17 protein-coding genes are annotated in these 21,522 nt (G+C 66.0%); 6 read left to right on the forward strand and 11 right to left on the reverse strand.

Features of this window, described 5'->3' with window-relative positions; all coding sequences use genetic code 11:
• Window positions 1-388: 388 nt before the first annotated feature.
• On the reverse strand, window positions 389-1,084 hold the full coding sequence (locus KVO92_RS10030) for a dienelactone hydrolase family protein (protein ID WP_217475518.1): 696 nt from the start codon (window positions 1,082-1,084) through the stop codon (window positions 389-391).
• A 225-nt stretch (window positions 1,085-1,309) separates the two neighbouring features.
• On the opposite strand from KVO92_RS10030, the gene KVO92_RS10035 reads away from it, so the two are divergent.
• Window positions 1,310-2,617: an MFS transporter gene (locus KVO92_RS10035; RefSeq protein ID WP_217475519.1), complete on the forward strand. Its 1,308-nt coding sequence runs from the start codon at window positions 1,310-1,312 to the stop codon at window positions 2,615-2,617.
• 2 nt (window positions 2,618-2,619) lie between these two features.
• Here the strand turns inward: KVO92_RS10035 and KVO92_RS10040 are convergent, their stop codons facing one another.
• Window positions 2,620-2,952, reverse strand: coding sequence for a PilZ domain-containing protein (locus KVO92_RS10040; protein WP_217475520.1), 333 nt, complete (start codon window positions 2,950-2,952; stop codon window positions 2,620-2,622).
• 184 nt (window positions 2,953-3,136) lie between these two features.
• Window positions 3,137-3,358 (reverse strand): hypothetical protein, encoded by a 222-nt coding sequence (locus tag KVO92_RS10045; protein WP_217475521.1) that lies wholly within the window; start codon window positions 3,356-3,358, stop codon window positions 3,137-3,139.
• Between the two features lie 192 nt (window positions 3,359-3,550).
• Here KVO92_RS10045 and KVO92_RS10050 point away from each other — a divergent pair, with 192 nt between their 5' ends.
• Complete coding sequence (locus KVO92_RS10050; protein ID WP_217475522.1) at window positions 3,551-4,972, forward strand: iron-containing redox enzyme family protein; 1,422 nt, start codon at window positions 3,551-3,553, stop codon at window positions 4,970-4,972.
• Between the two features lie 30 nt (window positions 4,973-5,002).
• On the forward strand, window positions 5,003-5,950 hold the full coding sequence (locus KVO92_RS10055) for a methyltransferase (protein WP_217475523.1): 948 nt from the start codon (window positions 5,003-5,005) through the stop codon (window positions 5,948-5,950).
• 170 nt (window positions 5,951-6,120) lie between these two features.
• On the opposite strand, the gene KVO92_RS10060 is transcribed toward KVO92_RS10055, so the two are convergent.
• The 4 genes from KVO92_RS10060 to KVO92_RS10075 all read right to left on the reverse strand — a co-directional run bounded on the left by KVO92_RS10060 (window position 6,121) and on the right by KVO92_RS10075 (window position 11,965).
• The gene (locus KVO92_RS10060) at window positions 6,121-7,053 is read right to left on the reverse strand and encodes an AEC family transporter (RefSeq protein ID WP_217475524.1); all 933 of its coding nucleotides are present in this window, start codon (window positions 7,051-7,053) and stop codon (window positions 6,121-6,123) included.
• 1,493 nt (window positions 7,054-8,546) lie between these two features.
• Window positions 8,547-9,071, reverse strand: a complete 525-nt coding sequence (locus KVO92_RS10065; protein WP_217475525.1) for a transcriptional regulator — start codon at window positions 9,069-9,071, stop codon at window positions 8,547-8,549.
• A 69-nt stretch (window positions 9,072-9,140) separates the two neighbouring features.
• Window positions 9,141-10,313: a zinc-dependent alcohol dehydrogenase gene (locus KVO92_RS10070; protein WP_217475526.1), complete on the reverse strand. Its 1,173-nt coding sequence runs from the start codon at window positions 10,311-10,313 to the stop codon at window positions 9,141-9,143.
• A 791-nt stretch (window positions 10,314-11,104) separates the two neighbouring features.
• Entirely contained in the window at window positions 11,105-11,965 is an 861-nt protein-coding gene (locus KVO92_RS10075; RefSeq protein WP_217475527.1) for an NAD(P)H-binding protein, read from the reverse strand.
• A gap of 163 nt (window positions 11,966-12,128) precedes the next feature.
• Between KVO92_RS10075 and KVO92_RS10080 the strand changes: the two genes are divergently transcribed.
• The 3 genes from KVO92_RS10080 (at window position 12,129) to KVO92_RS10090 (ending at window position 16,608) form a co-directional block, all read left to right on the forward strand.
• Entirely contained in the window at window positions 12,129-13,049 is a 921-nt protein-coding gene (locus tag KVO92_RS10080) for a hydrogen peroxide-inducible genes activator (RefSeq protein WP_217475528.1), read from the forward strand.
• A 4-nt stretch (window positions 13,050-13,053) separates the two neighbouring features.
• A complete protein-coding gene (gene recG, locus KVO92_RS10085; RefSeq protein WP_217475529.1) occupies window positions 13,054-15,129 on the forward strand; it encodes an ATP-dependent DNA helicase RecG in 2,076 nt (691 codons plus the stop codon).
• Between the two features lie 75 nt (window positions 15,130-15,204).
• On the forward strand, window positions 15,205-16,608 hold the full coding sequence (locus tag KVO92_RS10090) for an aminoacyl-tRNA deacylase and HDOD domain-containing protein (protein WP_217475530.1): 1,404 nt from the start codon (window positions 15,205-15,207) through the stop codon (window positions 16,606-16,608).
• Between the two features lie 52 nt (window positions 16,609-16,660).
• Here the strand turns inward: KVO92_RS10090 and malE are convergent, their stop codons facing one another.
• From malE to gspL, 4 genes are all read right to left on the reverse strand, one after another.
• The gene (gene malE, locus KVO92_RS10095) at window positions 16,661-18,058 is read right to left on the reverse strand and encodes a maltose/maltodextrin ABC transporter substrate-binding protein MalE (RefSeq protein ID WP_217475531.1); all 1,398 of its coding nucleotides are present in this window, start codon (window positions 18,056-18,058) and stop codon (window positions 16,661-16,663) included.
• Window positions 18,059-18,072: 14 nt separating this feature from the next.
• Window positions 18,073-19,689, reverse strand: a complete 1,617-nt coding sequence (locus tag KVO92_RS10100) for a methyl-accepting chemotaxis protein (RefSeq protein ID WP_217475532.1) — start codon at window positions 19,687-19,689, stop codon at window positions 18,073-18,075.
• Between the two features lie 178 nt (window positions 19,690-19,867).
• Window positions 19,868-20,380: a type II secretion system protein M gene (locus KVO92_RS10105; RefSeq protein ID WP_217475533.1), complete on the reverse strand. Its 513-nt coding sequence runs from the start codon at window positions 20,378-20,380 to the stop codon at window positions 19,868-19,870.
• Window positions 20,377-21,519, reverse strand: a complete 1,143-nt coding sequence (gene gspL, locus KVO92_RS10110) for a type II secretion system protein GspL (RefSeq protein WP_217475534.1) — start codon at window positions 21,517-21,519, stop codon at window positions 20,377-20,379. Before gspL ends, KVO92_RS10105 begins: the two co-directional genes overlap by 4 nt.
• Window positions 21,520-21,522: the final 3 nt, after the last annotated feature.

The following is a 21,522-nucleotide window of genomic DNA, read 5'->3' on the forward strand; positions in this document are numbered from 1 at the left end:
CGCCCCAAGGTTGGGGCTCCCACAACTGCAGCCAGCCCCACCGTCCGGCGCCTGCCTGCGACACTAGTAGAGGCTTCCTGCCCAGCCGCCCCGGGCGCCACAGGCGCTTTGTGGGAGGCGCGCCCTCGCGCCGAATGCGGCCTGTAACGCGACAGAAGCTTCGTCCCGAGGTCGGGGCTCCCACAACCACAGCCAGACCCACCGTCCGGTGCCTGCCTGCGACACTAGTAGGAGAACTCCTGCCCAGCGGCCCCGGGCGCCACAGGCGCTTTGTGGGAGGCGCGCCCTCGCGCCGAAGGCGGCCGGTAACGCGTCACCCTTGCTTTGGACGACCGCACAGCCACGGCGTGCGAACCACTCTGCTCAAGCTGACCAAGGCAGAACCCCGCTACAGATTCTCCGCCAGGAACACCAGACTGCGGCCATGGGCCAGCGCCGCGGCGTTCTGGTTGTAGGCCGGCCGCGCCCAGCAGTTGAAGCCATGGTCAACGCCCGGGTAGGTCTCGATCTGGGCTTGGCCGACCTGGGCCATCTTTTCCTGCACGGCGGCAACCGCGTCGCTGTCGATGTGGTCGTCTTCTTCGGCGAAGTGGAACAGCGTCGGGCATTTGATCTTCTCCGCCTGATCCAGACGCTTCTCGATGCTGCCGGGGTAGTAACAGACCGCCGCATCGACGCCGGCGTTGGCGGCCAGCAGATAAGACAGCACACCGCCCATGCAGTAGCCCACCGAGGCCACGCGTCCACTGCAGTAGTCGCGCCCACGCAGCAGCTCGGCGCTGCGGCGCAGATCGTCAATGGCAAGCTCGAAGTCCAGCGCCTTCATCAGGGCAAAGGCCCGCTCCCAGTCGTCCCCGTCATAACCGAGCTGCACGCCCGGCTCGCTGCGCCAGAACAGATCCGGCGCCAGGACGACATAGCCATCGGAAGCGTACTGGTCGGCGACCGACTGGATGTGCGCGTTCACCCCGAAGATTTCCTGAATCAGCACGATGCCGGGGCCATGGCCGGTCGGTGGCAACGCCAGGTACCCTTTGTAGGTCTTGCCGTCTTGAGCGGGAATGTCGATCCACTGTGAAGTCATGTTCGTCTCCTCTGGGGTGATGGCGTGCCGACCAAGAGATGCCGACTCGGCACCGGAGGTCGCCACAAAGGGTTGCGACACAAGCCTCCCGCCAGAGTTCGCGCCCGACCGCGCCCTGCCTGCCACCGCACACCCGGTCGAGGCGTCCGGATTCACGGGAACGAAACCTTGCACCCACCGGGTCGAACCCCTATTCATGTCCATCCGTAATGCGAGGACCCGCCGATGCCCCATGGCCCCGCCGCCCAGCCGAGCCAGGACGCCGAAGGACGGCGCCTGTACCGCAAGGTCGCCTGGCGCCTGATCCCGTTTCTCTGCTGTTGCTACCTGGCGGCCTATCTGGACCGCATCAACGTCGGCTTCGCCAAGCTGCAGATGGCCGACCAGTTGCACCTCAGCGATGCGGCGTTCGGCCTCGGTGCTGGCCTGTTCTTCGTCGGTTACATCCTCTTCGAGGTGCCGAGCAACCTGATCCTCAAACGCGTCGGGGCGCGGGTCTGGATCGCGCGGATCATGGTCAGTTGGGGCGTGCTTTCAGCCTGTACCCTGCTGGTCACCACGCCGACCCAGTTCTACCTGCTGCGCCTGCTGCTGGGCATCGCCGAGGCCGGTTTCCTGCCGGGCGTCCTGTATTACCTGACACTCTGGTTCCCGACCCACCGGCGCGGGCGGATGATCGCCCTGTTCATGATCGGCCTGCCGCTGTCCAGCGTGATCGGCGCGCCGCTGTCGGGATGGATCCTCGAAGCCTTCGATCAGGTCCAGGGGCTGCGCGGCTGGCAATGGCTGTTCCTGCTCGAGGGCGTGCCCAGCGTACTGCTCGGGTTGCTGGCCTTGCGGCTGCTGCCCGAAGGCCCGCAGGACGCCGAATGGCTGGACCTGCGCGAGCAAGGCCATGTGCTGCGCGACCTGACGCTGGACGAGGCGCAGAGCCCGGCCAGCGGCGAGAGTTTTCGCCAGGGCTTCTTCAATCTGAAGGTGTGGATGCTCGGCGGCATCGATTTCGCGATCCTGCTCAGCGCCTACGCCATGGGGTTCTGGATGCCGACCTTCATTCGCCAGGCCGGCGTCGCCGATGCGTCCGATATCGGTCTGCTGACTGCACTGCCGAGCATCGCCGCGGTGTTCGGCATGCTGGCGCTCGGTGCCAGCTCGGATCGGTTCCGCGAGCGCCGCTGGCATATCATCCTGCCGTTCTGGATCGGCGCCGCCGCCATGGCGGCCAGTACCCTCTTCACCGATAACCTGATGGCGACAGTACTGCTGTTCTCCGTTGCCCAGGCCGCGATCATCGGTGCGGTTCCGGTGTTCTTCAGCCTGCCGGCAACCTTCCTCACCGGCACCGCGGCGGCCACCGGCTTCGCCCTGGCCTGCTCCTTGGCGAACATCGCCGGCCTGGTGAGCAACACGCTGATCGGGCTGGTACTGGACATCACCGGCCGCAGCGGCGGCGCCCTGTTGTTCTTCGCCGCCTGCCTGGTGCTGGGCTCGCTGCTGGTGGTGGCGCTGCCGGCCAAGGTGGTCAATCGCTAGGCTCAGCGGCGCTTGGGCAGCAACCGGCCGACCAGTTCGATGAATGCCGGGCTCGGCCGGTCGAGCGAGAAGCCCATCTCGAAGGCATCGCGGCGCGAATCCTTGCGCACCCATTGGCAGATCACCACCACGTGTACCTCACGCAGCTTCTCACCCTCGTCGGGCACATGCAGGATCATCTCGTAGCAACCGCTCACGCCCAGCGGCTGTTTGGCCACCAGGCGCAGGCCGCCCATCGACAGGTCGGCGAGGTAGCCCATCGGCTCACCGCTGAGGTGATTGGTCACCAGGATGCGACTGAGGTGGCGAAAGCTGAGGCGGGAGTGTTGGCGCATGGAAAGCTCGGCTGTCTCGTTCGACCGCTAGGGTTCGGCGCGAAACGGGGTCAGCGCCGACCAATGGTTGCTTAGAGGCAGCAGGCGACCGCAACTGGCCGAACATTAAGCCGGCCGTTGGGTTTTTTCCGATGCGGTGGTGCGCCGGCCGTACCGCGGCTGGCACACGCCGAGGGCCAAACGACTAACGTGGCTTGCGCGGCGCACGGGCCGGGTCGTCGCTGACCTCTTCAGCCATGTCCTTGGGCACGTTATAGGCGCCACCCGGGACGTCATCGCGATCGCCGCCGGCGACCTCTCCGTTGCGCATGCGCTCGGTGGCGCTGCCGCTCGCCGGCTCGCCACGCCTGCCTTTACGGTCTTCGATGGATTCGAGGTTTTCCTTGCCGCGTTCGGATGGATTCATGGGCATCTCCTGCGTCTGATTGCGGAATGGGCGACATGGGCCCGTCCAGGTAGGAAGGCCGACATTGGCAGAAGTTGCACGCCGATCAGGCCGCAGCGATGGCCGGCCATTCGGCGGGAACGCTGAACAAAAACTGTCCGCCGTGGCCCAAAAAGCATCAGGGGACCACCCTCACTGCCGCCGTGTGACTGTATGCAATTGACCCGAAGCCTGCCCGTAACCGCGATTCCCGTTAGCATCGAAACGGTCGAGTCCGCCAAGTCGCTCTACTTCGCCCTGCTCGACACGCCTGACAGCGAGGAGGTGCGAGCCCAAGCGGTCGACTACCTCAACGCTCAGCTGGAGGTCGCCGCCCGCTTGCCCTGCGACTTGCCGCAGACGCCTGCCGGCCTCGACGCATGGCTGGACGCACATGTCGCCAAAGTCGGCGGTGAGTACCAGGGCTACCTCGAGGCTCGCCGTGCCGGCGCCCCGCGCCGCTATTTCACCAGCAAGGCACATGCGTTGCATTTTCTGCGCGGCGTGGCGCCGACCAAGCTGGTCGACGGCGCCTGGCTCTATGGCCTGTTGCATCACTGGGATGATGCGCGTTTTACCGCGCTGATCCAGACCTACCTGGAAGAGCTCGGCGAAGGGCTGCCGGAGAAGAATCATGTGGTGCTGTACCGCAAGCTGCTCGCCAGCCAGGGATGCGACGACTGGCAAAGCCTGGACGACGACAACTTCGTCCAGGGCGCGATCCAGCTGGCCCTGGCCGAGCACGCCGAGCAGTTCCTGCCGGAGGTCATCGGCTTCAACCTGGGCTATGAGCAGTTGCCGCTGCACCTGCTGATCAGCGCCTACGAACTCACCGAGCTGGGAATCGACCCCTATTACTTCACCCTCCACGTGACGGTCGACAATGCCGACAACGGCCATGCGAAGAAGGCCATTCAGGGCCTGCTCGCTGCCTGGCCGCAGGTGGGTGACAGCGACGAGTTCTATCGCCGCGTCATGAATGGCTATCGCCTCAATGACCTGGGTGCCAGCACGCTCTCGGTGATCGGTGGGTTCGACCCGGAGCAGGAAGTGCTGCGCGTGCTGGAAAAGAAGGCCGGGGTCGGCCAGTTCGTGCATTCGGATTATTGCCGCTTCGACGGTTACACGGTGAATCAGTGGCTGGCCGAACCCGAGCGGATTGCCCAATTCGTCGAGACCTTGCAGCGGCGCGGTTGGATCAAGCGCCACGAAGATCCGCAGCACAGCCGCTTCTGGCAGCTGATCACCGGTGAACAGGCGCCCATGTTCGGCGTCTTCAGCGCCCACGAGCAGCAGCTGATTCATGACTGGATCGCCGGTGACTGGCTGGCGGAACAGGCGCCAGCCCGCGGCCGGCCCCGTCCTACGCTGGCCCAGCGGCCGAGCGCGGAGAGCGAGCGGCCCGCCCCGGTGCCTGATCAGGCGCACACCGTGAGCGATTTCGACCAGGAAACCCAACTGCTGGAGGCACAACTGGCGCAACTGCCGACGCGCGAGGCCCGCATGCGCCATCTCCTGCCGTTGCTGGCCCCGAGCCGCCACCACAGCGCCGCAGGCCTGTTGGCCACCCGGCGCTTTACCGGACTTTTCAACTGAAGGCGAAACCTCGCCAGGGAAGCGAAGCACATGACCACCGAAACAGCCCAGGACCGCGCCCTGCTACAGCTGGCGCAGGCGCTGCGCGAGCGCGGCTACCATTTCATCACCCCCACGCCACTGACCCACGAGCGGGTCAACGCGCGGGTGGAGAACCAATTGGCGAAGGACCTGGCCGGCGTGTTCGGCTGGAGTCGGCCGTTCCAGCACGAGCTGCTGCCCTCCTCGATATTCAGCCTGATGGATCAGGCCGGTGTGCTTGCGCCCTGTGACACGCGCTGGCGCAGCCGGGTGCGGCTGTCGAGCCTCGACGGGCAGTTGTTCGTGCACTCGGCCTACCCCACCGACGCGGCCGACGCGGTGTTTTTCGGCCCCGACACCTACCGGTTCGCCCATGCGATCCAGGCCCACCTGGACAACCACAAAGGGCATATCGGACGCGCCGTGGACATCGGCTGCGGCTCGGGCGCTGGCGCCATCCTGACGGCACTGGCGCGGCCCCAGGCCGAGGTGCTGGCGGTCGACATCAACCCGTCGGCGCTGCGCATGACCCGCATCAACGCGGCGCTGGCCGGGGCCGACAACCTCATCGCGCGACACAGCGACCTGCTCAATGATGTCGACGGCGAGTTCGACCTCATCCTGGCCAATCCGCCGTATCTGGTCGACCCGGACGAGCGCGCCTATCGCCACGGCGGCGGGCCGCTGGGGGCCGGGTTGTCGTTGGCGATCTTCGACAGCGCCCTGCAGCGTCTGGCGCCGTGCGGCACCCTGCTGCTGTATACAGGTGTCGCGATGCAGGGCAACGAGGACCCGTTCCGTCGCGAAATCGAACAACGCCTCGAAGGCCGCGGGCTGGAATGGCGATACCGGGAAGTCGACCCCGACGTCTTCGGCGAAGAGCTGCTCGACGGTGCCTACACCGAGTGCGACCGCATCGCTGCAGTGGTGCTGGAAGTGACGCGCCCGGCGGGCTGACGTGACCGCGTGGAAAACGCTTCGCGGTTTTCCATGGGGTGGCCATCCACCCTACAACCGGCCCAGGCGTAGGGTGGATAACGCCGCAGGCTTATCCACGCGTTCCAGATCTTGATAGGGGCACCAGAGCCGTAGGATGGGTGCAACCCGTCTATCCCGGGAGGCCACATCTACACCGGCAACAGCACCAGGCATGCCGACAAGGTGAGCAACGAGCCGAGCGTCGACAGCAGCACCACACGCGACACCCGCGACGCCTCGCGCCCGTAGAACTCGGCGAGCATGTACGGCCCGGTGCCCGTGGGCAACGCACTCAGCAACAGCGCAGAGTAGGCCCACAGCGCCGGCAGTTCGAAGACCTGAAATGCCAGGAACCAGGTGATCAGCGGCTGGACCACCAGTTTCAGCGTGACCAGCGGCCATACGCCGCTGACCTTGCCGCCCGGCTGTGGCTGCGCGAGGAACAACCCCAGCGATACCAGCGCACAAGGCGCCGCCGCCGCGCCCAGCAGTTTCAGCAAGGTCGCCACCGGCACCGGCAGCTCCAGCCCGCTCGCCGCCCACAACCCACCCAGCATCGGTGCCACCACCAGCGGGTTGCGCAGCAGCGCGACAGAGACCTTGCGCAGCGTCCGGCTGAAGCCCTGGCCGGCGTGCAGCCCGGTCTCTACACAGGCCAGGGCAATGGCGAACAGCACGCACACCACGATGATCGAAGCCACCATGGCCGGCTGCAGCGCCTCGTCACCCAGCACCAGCATGCACAGCGGAATGCCGATATAGCCGGTATTGGCATAGGACGCACCGAGTGCATCGAGGCTGGCATCGGCCAGCGGCTGTTTCTGCAGCAGGCGATAGCCCAGGGTGAAGCCGAACACCCCAAGACAGCCCACCGAAAACGCCGTGATGAAGCCCGGCTGCCAGAGCTGCGTCCAGGTGGAATTGGCGACGACGCTGAACAGCAGCGCCGGCAGCCCCAGCCAGACCACGAAACGGTTGAGCTCGGAGGCCCCCGTCGGGCCCATGCGACCGGTGCGGCGGCACAGGTATCCCAGGAAAATCAGGGCGAAGACAGGAAGGACGACGTTGACGACGGCGGACATGGATTCTCATCGGGTGGCGGTACGGGGGCGGGCTGCAGACCTTAGCAAAAAATGGCTTATCGCATTGTTCGGGGCGGTTTGCTTTTTTCGGTTGCTAATAAGCGCGTAAGTCCCCTCGCCCCTGCATATTGCGCTTTTGTGGGAGCGGTCTTGACCGCGAAGCTTTTGGACTTTGACTTCCGAGCCCAGGGCCCGATGGCGGAGCTGGCTGGGGCATTGGTGTCGCCCTGCTGGGCGAGTCACTTTTTGGACGCCGGGATGGCTGGTTTTAGTGAGCACAATGTCTTGCTCGCGCACTTTGCGCTGTTGTGGGAGCGGTCTTGACCGCGAAGCTTTGGACTTTAACTTCCGAGCCCAAGGCCCGATGGCGAAGCTGGCTGAGGCATTGGTTTCGCCCTGCTGGGCGACTTACTTTTTTCAATTGCCAAAAAAGTAAGCAAAAACGCTTGCCCCTGCATCCGGCCCCGGCTGCGCCGGGGTTCGTTCGCTTCATCGCCGCTCCGAGGGTCGCCGTACAAGGGCCATCCATGGCCCTATACGGCTCTCGCCGCATCCATGCGGCTCGCCCCTCTACGCAGCGACTCCACTCACCCTTCTGATGGGGCGTTTCGCGTTGTCTGGCGGTTTGTGCGAAAGAAAAACAGAGCCAAAGAGCCAAAGAGCCAAAGAGCCAAAGAGCCAAAGAGCCAAAGAGCCAAACAAAAGAGTCTAGAGCGGTCGGAGCGCGTGAGTGCAAGCCGTCAAGCGCAGCGAAGAACATCATGCATCCTACGTTTTTGCTTCTCTATATAAGCGCACGGCCCGGCAGACAACACCAAATCGCCCCTTTCAGGAGGCCGAGCGTAGATCGTAGGGTGGGTAACGCGAAGCTTACCCGCCGCTTTTCGAAGGCGAAGCTTGATACCGATCGACGTATCAATTGCGGTGGAAAATGCTTCGCAGTTTTCCACCCTACGAACTTTTGATGGCCATTGATTAAGTGACCTTGGTTCGAAACGGCTCTCTGCTTTTCCATCGCACGACCTACCAGACGACGCCGAACGCCCCTTTCAGGAGGCCGAATGGAATCCGCGCGGAGGGGAGCGAGCGGCATGGATGCCGCGAGAGGCGTAAAGGGCCATGGATGGCCCTTGTACGCCGGCCCCCGGAGTGCGGATGGAGTGAGGGAAGTCGAGCGCAGCGAGACCCGGATGCAGGGGCAAGCCTTTTTGCTTACTTTTTTGGCGCTTGAAAAAAGTGAGTCGCCCAGCAGGGCGAAACCAATGCGTCGGCCGACTCCGCCATCGGGCCCTAGGCTCGGAAGCAAAAGCCCAAAAGCCCAATACGCAGGACCAGGGCTTTTTTTGGTCCCTTTGGCAGACCGTCCATCCGGGCGACTGCCAAAAGAAACTCACCCAGCAGCGCGAAACCAAGCCCTCAACCAACTCGGTAATCACCTACAGCGCAAAACCAACCCGCGCAACGCGTCCCGTCGGCGACAGCCGGAATGCCCCTTAATGCAACATCGTCGAGGGACTGTACCCATTCGGCTCGGCCCGCGCCGCGGCGAACTCCGCCTCGACCTTCCCCCGCATCGCTTGCGGATCCGCCGGGAAGCCGCTGCGGTCACTGTAGTCCCACTCGGTAACGTAATGACTCTCGGCGGCCAACCCCTTGGCGCAGCTGATATCCAGTGCCGTGATACCAGCCACCGCCCCCGCGGCAATGGCCGCGTTGACCTGCTCGGTGCCGTTCTCGATGCTCAGGCCCAGGCCGACCAGGTCGAGGGCATCGCCGCCGATGCGGCCGTAGATCCAGGGTTTGGGATCGTCGGTGAGCAGCAGGCCGACGCCGGTGGCGATTTCGCGGGCCCCGCAGGCGCGGATCAGCCCTTCGTTGCCGGGCACGCCGAGGAAGCGGGCCAGCTTGCCGGGCATCAGCACCTCGGCCAGCCCCAGGCCGATGCTGAACCAGCCCAGCCCGCGGGCCAGGGTGCGGGCGGAATGGTTGGGGCGGGTAACGCGATGTGGAACGCTCATAACTATCTCCTCCGTCAGGGCTCATGGCTGCATGGCGGTCCCGGATCAGGGCCCCGCCAGCACTGCCCTTTAAGGTTTGAGAACGACCTTGATGCAGCCGTCATGCTTGTCACGGAAGGTCTTGTACATCTCCGGACCCTGCTCGAGGCTGACGCTGTGGGTGATGACGAAGCTCGGGTCGATCTGGCCTTCCTGGATGCGCTTGAGCAGGTCGTCGGTCCAACGATTGACGTGGGTCTGGCCCATGCGGAAGGTCAGGCCCTTGTTCATCGCCGCGCCGAACGGAATCTTGTCGATCAGCCCGCCGTAGACGCCGGGAATCGAGATGATTCCGGCCGGACGGCAGACGTAGATCATCTCGCGCAGCACGTGCGGGCGGTCGGTTTCCAGCATCAGCGCCTGCTTGGCGCGGTCGTACATCGAGTCGAACGAGCGCGCCGCGTGCGCCTCCATGCCCACCGAGTCGATACACTTCTCCGGGCCCTTGCCGCGGGTCAGTTCCTTGAGCCGTTCGAGCACGCTTTCTTCGTCGAAGTTGATGGTGATGGCGCCGCCAGCCCGCGCCATGGACAGGCGCTCGGGCACGTTATCGATGCAGATGACCTGCTCGGCACCCATCATGATCGCGCTGCGGATGGCGAACTGGCCGACCGGGCCGGCGCCCCACACGGCAACCGTGTCGGTGGGCTGGATGTCGCACTGCGCCGCAGCCTGCCAGCCGGTGGGCAGGATGTCGCCGAGGAACAGTACCTGTTCGTCGGTGAGGCCGTCGGGAATCACCACCGGGCCTACGTCGGCATAGGGCACGCGAACGAATTCGGCCTGCCCGCCGGCATAACCGCCGGTAAGGTGGGTATAGCCGTAGAGCCCGGCCGTGGTGTGGCCGAAGACCTTGTCGGCGACATCCTTGTTGCGGTTGCTGCGTTCACAGACGGAGAAATTGCCGCGCCGGCACTGGTCGCATTCGCCGCAGACGATGGTGAAGGGCACCACCACACGGTCGCCGACCTTGAGCTTCTTGTTCGCCGAGCCGACTTCCATCACCTCGCCCATGAACTCGTGGCCCATGATGTCGCCGTGCTGCATGCCGGGCATGAAACCGTCGTACAGGTGCAGGTCGGAGCCACAGATGGCGCAGGACGACACCTTGATAATGGCGTCACGGGGATCCTCGATCGACGGATCGGGGACGTGGTTGTCGCAACGAATATCATGCTTGCCATGCCAGCGAAGGGCTCTCATGGAAAAATCTCCTGGTTCGGTGTTCGGAAACGCCGCCGTGGTGGTCCTTCCTGATGTCTTCGCCGCGCTGCGGCAGCTGCTCCTGACCCGACTGCTGCCGTGCGGCAGGGTATATGGCGTGCGTGCTATCAGATTTTTAGTGTGCGCGGTGGCGGCAGAGTTGCGAGACAGGCTGCCTCGACGGGGAAATCACCGACGGGCTGTCATGCGTCGGCAGGGCCAACGAGGCCGCACGGGAGCCGCTCGCCCATGATCACGTCGCTCCGCCGGCCTGCACACACCGCCTGGCCACACGCTGTCGCCGGCTGTTTCGCGAGCAAAGCTCGCTCCTACAAAAACGGTGTGCTTATCCGGCGGCAACCGTTACCAGCGCCGTGCGACCACTCGCGACCCACTTGTAGGAGCACGCTCTGCGTGCGACCCCGCGCACTGAGGCCGACGTGATGCGCCGCGTCCAAGTCGCCGGTACACAAGTCAGCGCCGGGAGCGAGCCCGCTCACGAAACCGGTATGCACCGCTCGCGACCCACCTGTAGGAGCACGCTCTGCGTGCGAACCCGCGCGCTGAGGCCGAAGTGGTGCGCCGCGTCCAGGTCGCCGGTACACAAGTCAGCGCTATGAGCGAGCTCGCTCACGAAACCGGTGTGTACCGCTCGCGCCCCACCTGTAGGAGCACGCTCTGCGTGCGACCCCGCGCGCCGAGGCTGAGGTGGTGCGCCGCGTCCAGGTCGCTCGCTCGCGAACCGGCGCGCTGGCGCGCCGTCGCAGTCAGATCATCCGCGACGCGGCTTCTCAGCCCTTGCCCGGGCGCACGGAGGCGTAGCCGTTGCGATAGCTCGGATATTGCGGCGCCCAGCCGAGGGCGCGCGCCCGGGCGTTGCGGCAGCGTTTGCTGCCGGCGCGGCGGGTCATGCTCTGCTCGGCCCACTGGGTCACGCCAAGCCGTTCACGCAGGAAGTCGATTACCTCGTGCAGCGGCGCCGGGTCGTCATCGACGCCCAGGTAGCAGTCTTCCAGATCGCCACCGGCGTGATCGGTCTGCAGCAGGCAGGCGAGCAGCGCGGCGGCGTCGTCGCGATGGATGCGATTGCTGTACTGCGGCGGCTCACGGTCCACACGCAGGCCTGCGCGTACCTGATTCTGCATCCACGGCCGGGCCGGGTCGTACAACCCGGCCATGCGCACCCGGGTGGCCGGAATACCGCTGTCCAGCGCCAGCTGCTCGGCCTCGAGCATCACCCGGCCGGTGTAGCCGGTGGGCGCGGTCGGCGATGTCTCATCGATCCAACCACCGTCGCTCTGCGCATAAACGCCCGTGCTGGATACGAAGAAAAGCCGCTTGGGCTGCTGGCCACGCTGTTCGAGCCAGCCGAGCACATTACGCAGGCCATCGATATAGGCCGACCGGTAGCCGGGCTCGTCATGCTGGCTCGCCGAGGCGGCGTAGACCAGGTAGTCCAGCTTGCCATTGGGCCAGCTACGCGGCAGCTCCGCAGCCGACAGGTCGCCCTTGACCGGGAGGATGGGTACCGGTAGATCCGCCGCCTGGCGACGCAGGCCATAGACTGTCCAACCCGCCCGGCTGAGCTGCAATCCGAGACGAATACCCACATCGCCGCAGCCGGCGATCATTACCGAAGGTCGAGTTGCCATGGCGGTTGCTCCATAACCGTGCGGGCCACCGATCGGCCCACGTGGATCAAGTGTAACGCTGCCGCGAATCGGCCGCCGATCAGCTTTGACGGAACGGCTGGCAGCCAGTTGGTTCGAACACGAGCAAAGGCTATGCTAGCCGGCACTCTGATGGAATAACGCTATGACACTGACCGAACTGCGCTACATCGTCACGCTCGCCCAGGAACAGCATTTTGGCCGCGCGGCCGAACGCTGCCACGTCAGCCAGCCGACCCTGTCGGTGGGCGTGAAGAAGCTCGAGGACGAGCTTGGCGTGCTGATCTTCGAGCGGACCAAGAGCGCAGTCCGCCTGACGCCAGTCGGCGAAGGCATTGTCACCCAGGCGCAGAAGGTGCTCGAGCAGGCGCAAAGCATTCGTGAGCTGGCCCAGGCCGGCAAGAACCAGCTGGCCTCGCCGCTGAAAGTGGGCGCCATCTACACCGTCGGCCCCTACATGTTCCCGCACCTGATTCCGCAGCTGCACCGCGTAGCGCCGGACATGCCGCTGTATATCGAGGAAAACTTCACCCACATCCTGCGCGACAAGCTGCGTACCGGCGAGCTGGACGCGATCATCATCGCGCTGCCGTTCCAGGAAGCCGACGTACTGACGCTGCCGCTGTACGACGAGCCCTTCTATGTGCTGATGCCCGCCGGGCATCCGTGGACGAAGAAGGAAACCATCGACGCGGAGATGCTCAACGACAAGAGTCTGCTGCTGCTTGGCGAAGGCCATTGCTTCCGCGATCAGGTCCTCGAAGCCTGCCCGACCACCCGCAAGGGCGAGGCGCCGAGCCACACCACGGTGGAGTCCTCGTCGCTGGAAACCATCCGCCACATGGTGGCCTCCGGCCTGGGCGTATCGATCCTGCCGCTGTCGGCGGTCGATAGCCATCACTATTCGCCGGGCGTGCTGGACATTCGCCCGATGACCGCGCCGGTCCCCTTCCGCACCGTGGCGATCGCCTGGCGCGCCAGCTTCCCGCGACCGAAAGCCATCGAAGTGCTGGCCGACTCCATCCGCCTGTGCTCGGTCGCCAAACCGGCAGCGGCGAACGCCTGAAGCGATGAGCGAACTGGCGGCGGTGCCGGTTACCGCAATCAAGGGCGTCGGCGCCGCGCTGGCCGAGAAGCTGGCCAAGGTCGGTCTGGAAACGCTGCAGGACCTGCTGTTCCACCTGCCGTTGCGCTATCAGGACCGCACCCGCATCGTGCCGATCGGCGCGCTGCGCCCCGGGCAGGACGCCGTGGTCGAAGGCACGGTGACCGGCACCGACATCGTCATGGGCCGCCGCCGCAGCCTGCTGGTGCGCCTGCACGATGGCAGCGGCAGCCTCAGCCTGCGCTTCTATCATTTCAGCCAGGCGCAGAAGGAAGCGCTCAAGCGCGGCACCCAGGTGCGCTGCTACGGCGAAGTGCGCCCCGGTGCGTCGGGACTGGAGATCTACCACCCCGAATACCGCGCGCTGAGCGACAGCACGCCGGTCGCCGTGGAACAGACGCTGACCCCGATCTACCCGACCACCGAAGGCCTGACCCAGCAGCGCCTGCGCCAGTTGACTGAACAGGCACTGGCACGGCTCGGCCCTCACAGCCTGCCGGACTGGCTGCCCGCGGAGCTGACCCGCGACTACCGTCTGGCCAAGCTCGACGAAGCGATCCGCTACCTGCACCGGCCTCCGCCGGATGCCGACCTGGAAGAGCTCGCCGAAGGCCGGCACTGGGCGCAGCACCGTCTCGCCTTCGAAGAATTGCTGACCCACCAACTCTCGATGCAGCGTCTGCGCGAGAGCAGTCGCGCCCAGCACGCGCCACCGCTGCCGGTCGCCTGCGAGCTGCCAAAACGCTACCTGACCAACCTCGGCTTCCAGCCCACCGGCGCGCAGCAGCGCGTCGGCGCCGAGATCGCCTATGACCTGGCCCAGGACGAGCCCATGCTGCGCCTGGTGCAGGGTGACGTTGGCGCCGGCAAGACGGTAGTCGCCGCCCTCGCCGCCCTGCAGGCGCTGGAAGCCGGCTATCAGGTCGCGCTGATGGCACCGACCGAGATCCTCGCCGAGCAGCACTTCATCACCTTCTGCAAATGGCTGGAGCCGCTGGGCATCGAGGTCGCCTGGCTGGCCGGCAAGCTCAAGGGCAAGGCGCGCACAGCCGCACTGGAGCGCATCGCCGCCGGCTGCCCGATGGTGGTCGGCACCCATGCGCTGTTCCAGGACGACGTGCAGTTCCGCCGCCTGGCGCTGGTGATCATCGACGAACAGCACCGCTTCGGCGTCCAGCAGCGCCTGGCGTTGCGGCGTAAGGGCGTCGAGGGTCGACTCTGCCCGCACCAGTTGATCATGACCGCCACGCCCATCCCGCGCACCCTCGCCATGAGCGCCTACGCCGATCTGGACACCTCGATCCTCGACGAGCTGCCGCCGGGCCGCACCCCGGTCAACACCGTGCTGGTGGCCGACAGCCGCCGTCTGGAAGTCATCGAGCGGGTGCGCTCGGCCTGCAACGAGGGGCGCCAGGCCTACTGGGTCTGCACCCTGATCGAGGAATCCGAGGAGCTGACCTGCCAAGCCGCGGAAACCACCTTCGAGGACCTGTCGGCGGCGCTCGGTGGGCTCAACGTCGGGCTGATCCACGGCCGCATGAAGCCGGCCGAGAAGGCGGCGGTGATGGCCGAATTCAAGGAAGGACGGTTGCAACTGCTGGTCGCCACCACGGTGATCGAGGTAGGCGTCGACGTGCCCAACGCCAGCCTGATGATCATCGAGAATCCCGAGCGCCTCGGGCTCGCCCAGTTGCATCAGTTGCGTGGCCGGGTGGGCCGGGGCAGCGCGGCCAGCCATTGCGTGCTGCTCTATCATCCGCCGCTGTCGCAGATCGGCCGCGAACGGCTGGCGATCATGCGCGAAACCTGCGACGGCTTCATCATTGCCGAGAAGGACCTGGAGCTGCGTGGCCCCGGCGAAATGCTCGGCACCCGGCAGACCGGGCTGCTGCAGTTCAAGGTTGCCGATCTGATGCGCGACGCCGATCTGCTACCGGCGGTGCGTGACGCCGCCCAGGCGCTTCTGGCACATTGGCCGCAGCATGTCAGCCCGCTGTTGGAGCGCTGGCTGCGGCATGGTCAGCAATACGGCCAGGTCTGACGCTCGTCGACAAACGCAAACCACACTAACCATAAGGCTATACTGCGCCCATTGGGAATAAGACGGACACCGCTCATGAACAAGGCCGCCAGCAGCAACCACAACATCACGCTCCCGCCAATGATCGTCCAGTTGCTGGACAAGCTGGCGCTGCCCTACCGCATCTGCGAGGACCGCGCGGACTTCGATCCTTCCCGGCGCGTGCAGGCCGTACTGGTCGATGATGCCATCGGCGCGCTGCTGGTGCTTTACCCCCGTGACCACCTGCTCGACCTGCCAAGCCTGGTGGAGCTCACCGGACGGCAGCTGGTCGCGGTCAAGCCCGAGCGGCTGATGCGCATGCTGACCAAGCACGACCTGAAAATACTGCCCGGCCTGCCGCCCCTGACCAGTTCGCCGTGCCTGTACGAGGAGCGACTGCTGCAACAACCGGAACTGCTCGTCGAATCCGGGCAGCCGGGCGTGCTGCTGGCTATGGCAAGCAGTGATTTCAAATTGCTGCTGAGCAAGGCCAGCGCCGGGCGCTTCGCCGTACCCTTGAGCCAGATCCGGCCCAACCTCGACCGCCCCGAGGACGACAGCGCGCAGATCACCCAGGCGGTGCAGAGCTTTACCGCCAGGCGTATCCAGAAGCGCCTGGAAGAAACCATCGAGATCCCGCCACTGGCGCAGACGGCGCAGAAGATCATCAAGCTGCGCGTCGACCCCGACGCCACCGTGGATGACATCACCGGCGTGGTGGAAACCGACCCGGCCCTGGCCGCGCAGGTGGTCAGCTGGGCGGCCTCGCCCTACTACGCCGCGCCCGGCAAGATCCGTTCGGTGGAGGACGCCATCGTACGGGTGCTCGGCTTCGACCTGGTGATCAACCTGGCACTGGGCCTGGCGCTGGGCAAGACCCTGAGCCTGCCCAAGGATCAACCGCAACAGGCCACGCCCTACTGGCAGCAAGCGATCTATACCGCCGCGGTGATCGAGGGCCTGAACCGTGCCATCCCGCGTACCCAGCGACCCGAGGCCGGGCTCAGCTACCTGGCCGGACTGCTGCACAATTTCGGCTACCTGGTCCTCGCCCACGTCTTCCCGCCGCATTTTTCGCTGATCTGCCGGCACCTGGAAATCAACCCGCACCTGAGCCACAACGTCATCGAGCAGCACCTGCTGGGTATCACCCGCGAGCAGATCGGTGCCTGGTTGATGCGTTACTGGGGCATGCCCGACGAGCTGTCCACCGCGTTGCGCTTCCAGAACGACCCGTACTATCAAGGCGAGCATGCCGGACACGCCAATCTGGTCTGCCTGGCGGTACGCCTGCTGCGCAACCGCGGCATCGGCGACGGTCCCTACGGTGAGATCCCCGACGAGCTGTTCGGCCGCCTCGGGTTGAGCCGGGACAAGGCCAACGATGTGGTCAACAAGGTGCTCGACGCCGAGGCCGCACTCCGCGCCCTGGCGATGCAGATTCATCCCTCGACCTGAGTACACCTGAGCTCCGGGCCAGCCCTCGGCCCGGAGTCGCTACTCCCACCCTCTACTCTTGCTGCGGCTCCTGCTGCTCCTGCTCCTGCTCCTGCTCCTGCTCCTGCTCCTGCTCCTGCTCCTGCTCCTGCTCCTGCTCCTGCTCCTGCTCCTGCTCCTGCTCCTGCTCCTGCTCCTGCTCCTGCTCCTGCTCCGTTGGATCCTGGGCGTCGACAGGTTCCGGCGACGGCTCCGGGTCGGCCGCGGTCTCGGTGGCCGGACCGCTACTGCGTGGCTCGCCGCGCAGCCTGGCGGCCGCATAGCCCAGCGCAGGCCCGGCATCCGACCGGTCGGCGATGGCTTGCAGGGCCTCGTTCATGCCATCCCAGAACAGGCTCATCTCCGGCACCGAGGGCATCGGGCGACCGAATGTCACGCCATCCATCGAGATCCGCAGGTGTTCATCGGTGACCATGTCCCAGAACAGGCGTTTGTTCAGCGGTACGCCGATCGGCTTGTCCGCATTGACCCGGCTCAGGCCGTCGCGCGTCAGCAGGTAGTCTTCGATGAAGCGAGTGGCGGCGCCCGGATTCTGGCTGCGTGCCGACACCATCGCGCCCAGTACCCCGACGAAGGGACGGGCAGGCTGTCCGGCGACCGTCGGCAGCGGCGCCACACCGAAATCGATGCCCGCCTTGCGCAGCCCTTCCCACGCCCAGGGACCGGTCACCCATAGCGCCTGCTTGCCGCTGTGCATCGCCGCCTCGGCGGCGTTGCCAGGCATGCCGCCGGCCGGCAGCACGCCGGTCTCGACGAAGCGTTGCAGCAACCGGGCCCCGGTCAGGGCACCTGGATTGTCCACGCCGACATCCTTGATGTCGTACCCGCCATCGGCCTGACGCTTGAACACGTAACCGCCATTGGCAGCCAGCAGCGGCCAGCTGAAATAGGCGTTGGCGTAATCCCAGCCGATGGCCTTGATACCGCGCGGCGCGAGCGAAGCCTCGAGCGCGGCGATGTCTTCGAAGGCCGCCGGCGGAGTCGCGACCAGCGCCTTGTTGTAGATCAGCATGACCGCCTCGGCACCGACTGGGTAGCCCCAGGTCTTGCCACCGACGGTGAACGCATCCCAGCCGACGGAGACCAGCGCATCGCGCAGGGCTTGTGGCGGGTCGACCGGAACGACCAGGCCTTTCTCGATGAAATCGCCGAGGCGATCCTGAGGCCAGAGCACGATGTCCGGACCGCCGCCGGCGGCGCTCGCCTGCTCGAATGCTTTGGTCAGGTCATCGGGGTGTTCGACCCGCGCGGTAATGCCGGTCTGCCCGGTGAACTCCTCGGCGACCTGTTGCAGGCCCTGATAGCCCTTGTCCGAGTTGATCCAGATGAGCAGTTCGCCGCGCTCGGCAGCGCTGGCCACCAGCCCGCAGAACAACAACGGGAGGGCGATAAGTATCGGTTTGATGCGCATGCTTGGCTCCAGGCTCAATAGCGGTAACGCGAGATGTCGGCGATCATCCGCTCGGACAGCTGGTGCAGTTGGTCGGCCTCGCGGGCGGTCTGGTTGGCCGTCGCGGTGTTCTGTTCGGTCATCGACGCGATGGTCTCCACCTGAACGGCGATCAGGTTGCTCGCCGCGCTCTGCTCGCGGATGGCGTAGGAGATCTCGCTGGCCATCGCAACGGTCTGCGCCGAGGCGTCGCGAATCAGCTGCACGGCCAGCCCCGCCTCACGCGCACGCTCGGCACTGTGCTGCACGGTGCTGACCGCATGCTGCATGCGCGCCACAACATCGCTGGCACCCTGCTCGATGGCCTCGACGATGCCGGTGATTTCGCTGGCTGACTCCGCCGTGCGTGCGGCCAGTTTGCGTACCTCGTCCGCCACCAAGGCGAAGCCGCGCCCCTGTTCGCCCGCGCGTGCGGCTTCGATGGCCGCGTTCAGGGCGAGCAGATTGGTCTGCGCCGCCACGTCGCTGATCACGCTCATCACCGTCGAGATCCGCGTGGTCTCCCCTTGCAGATGATCGACACTCGCGGCCGTCCCGGTGACCTGCTCGGCGATCGCGCCCAGGTCATCGATCGTCGCCTGCATGACCGAGATCCCCTCGGCCGCGCGAGTGCCGGCCTGGGTGGAGGACTGCGCGGCGTCTTCGGCGCGTTCGGCGACGTGGCTGATGCTGACGGTCATCTCTTCCACGCCGGCAGCCATCTGGGTGGCGGCGTCGGCCTGGGTCGTCGAGCTGCTGGAAAAGCTGTTGGCGTTGGTGCGCAGGCCGGACGCCGCGCCGCCCACCTGCCCGGCGCTCTGCGCCAGGGTGTTGAAGCTGCGCTGCAACGCATCGACCATGCTGTTGAACGCCTGCACGGTCTGCCCGATCTCGTCGCCGGAACGCACCTCGACGCGCTGGGTCAGGTCGAGTTGCTCACCGATCGCCATGACCGTGCGGCGCATGGCCTGCAGCGGCTGCATGATCGAGCGGCCCAGCGCGAAGCCGAACCCGAGCATCACCACCAGAGCCAGCAGGACGATGCCGGACAACAGACTGAACGCGCCTTCATAGGCGTCGGCCGAGGCTTTCTGTGTAGCGTCCAGGCCGGCCTGTGCATCGGCCGCCAGCTGCGCGAGCAGCTGGGATGTGAGCACCGCCGCGTCTTCGATGAAGGGGCTGACGGCCAACTCCATCGCCGCTTCGGTCTGATTCTGACGGGAACGAGCCAGCGCGGTTTCGCAAACGATCAGATAGGCATTGACGGTCTTGCGGAACTCTTCCAGCGCTGCCGCGACCTCGGCGGAATCCGCCGCGGCGATGGCACGGGCAACCTCGGCGTCCAGCTCGCGGCTGCGTTCGGCCAGCAGCTGGTCGAGCTGCCGTTTGCGCACCAGATCCGGGTCGGCGATATGGCGGAAGATGATGCCGCGCAGCTCCTCGTAACGGGCCGCGAACGCTTTGGCATCGATCAGCCGGGGCGTTTCGTGGGTGGTCACCCGAACGACCGCACGGTCAATCTCCTTGAGCCCGTACAGTCCCAGTCCGCCGATGGCGAATAGCGCGAACAGGGCGATCGAAACGAGCGCCGTCAGGCGTAGCTTGATGGTCATGGAAGTCCTTGGGAATGGAGACGGGACGGCTGCGCCCTGGCGGAGACGCACAGGCGCAGCGGTATACGGTCCGTATCGACTTCCGGTCCCCGGCCTTGAACGCGACCGACGAGCGGCCTGCCTTAGCGCGCGCAGCCAGGGCAGCTTGGCGATCACCGCCAGGCTTGGCGCGACGAGCTCAGCCGCCGGCGCGGAAACTCACCCGGGCGTCCACCAATCCTTCACCGACCCGGCTGATGCTGACTTCGGCAAGGCTCGCGCCCGCCGCCTGCAGCTCGTCGAACCAGCTCAGCAAGGTGGCATAGGACGCCCCGGGCAGCGCCACCTGCAGGCTGCCGTCGTTGCCGATATCGAAGCTTTCGATAACCAGCCCACGCTGTTGCGCGCTCTGGGTTACCAGGCCCTGGAGCTGCTCGGGCGCCAGCGAGACCGACTGGTTGCGCGACATCTGCCGGGCCAGCTCGGTGTTCTGCTCCAGATAGCCGTACAGCTGGCGCTCCTGCTGGAACGCGGCGCGGGCATCGCGCGCGCGCTGCTGCGCCGGTTGCCAGAGCAACAGGTACAAGAGCACCACCAGCAGGAAGGCCCCGAGCAGGGTCAAGGACAGCCGCTCGCGCGGCTGCAGGCGCTGCCAGCGCAACCACAGCGGGGACTCGGTCAGGCGCACCTGCATTTGCTGTCTCAGATTCATCCCTGACCTCCGATCACCACACGCGCGCTGACCGCGTCGCCGTCGCGGCTGGCCGAGCCCAGCTGGACGTTTTCGGCGGTTTCGCCCAGGCGTTGGCGCAACTGCTCGAGCGTGGCGAAGTCGCTGGCGCGAACCTGCAGGGCGAGATCGCCGCGCGCCTGGTTGTAGTCGAGCTGACTGACGGTCACCGCAGGCCCGTCAGCCATGGCCCGCGCCACCTCGTCGAGCAGGCGCATGAAGCCCGACGGCCCGCCGGCACGCTGACCGATGTGCTCATCGAACTGCGCACGCAGGTTGACGATGCGCCGATCTTCGGGGAACAGCTCGCTGTACAGCGCACGGCTGGACTGCGCGTAACGCTCCGCCTGTCGCTCCAGCGTCCAGGCCTGGACCAGGTTGAAGACCAGTTGCACCGCCAGCACCAGCGCGAGCACCACCAATACTGGCTTCCACTGCCCCAGCCCACTGCCGGCGGCCTTCACCGCGAAATCGCCCTGGGCCAGGTTCAACGCCGCCGCGCGCCCGGCCGCGAGAAAGCGATAGGGATCGTCCACTGGCTGATAGTCATCGAGCAGCCGCGGTGCTTCGTCCACGGTGCCATGGCCGTGACGCGGTGCCGGGCACTGGTTGGCCAGATACGGCCATTGCTGGCTGTCAAAGGCCAGCCGCGCTTCCGGAGCGCCGCCCAGCAAGGCGCGTCCGCCGATGACCAGCAGCTGCGTGCCATCACGGGGCAAGAGGTCGGCGTCGACGTGGATGGCGACGATGGTCAAGCCCTGCGCCTGCAGGTCTTGCAGCCAATCGGCCAGCAGCTGTCGACGGACCGCGATGACCCGCCGCCGGCCGTCGTCCAGCGCATCGCCGTGCGTCAGATGCAGGTCGTCGACGTTCTCGGCCAGCAGCTCCTCCACCGCATAGGCCAGCGCCTGGTTCAACCAGCGGGCCTTGCGGGTCGGCAGATTGACCGCCACGGCGCTGCAGACCTCGACCGGCAACACCAGGGTCACCGCTGCCGGGGCCAGCTCGGCGCACCGGGCCAGCGACATCCAGCCGCCTTCACCCTCGCCCGGTAACCAGTAGACCTGTGATTCGGCACCGAGTCGGGTGCCGCAATCGGCAGGCAGAAACAGGCAATCCATCGG

The sequence above is a fragment of the Stutzerimonas stutzeri genome (genome assembly GCF_019090095.1).
Lineage (GTDB): Bacteria > Pseudomonadota > Gammaproteobacteria > Pseudomonadales > Pseudomonadaceae > Stutzerimonas > Stutzerimonas stutzeri_AN.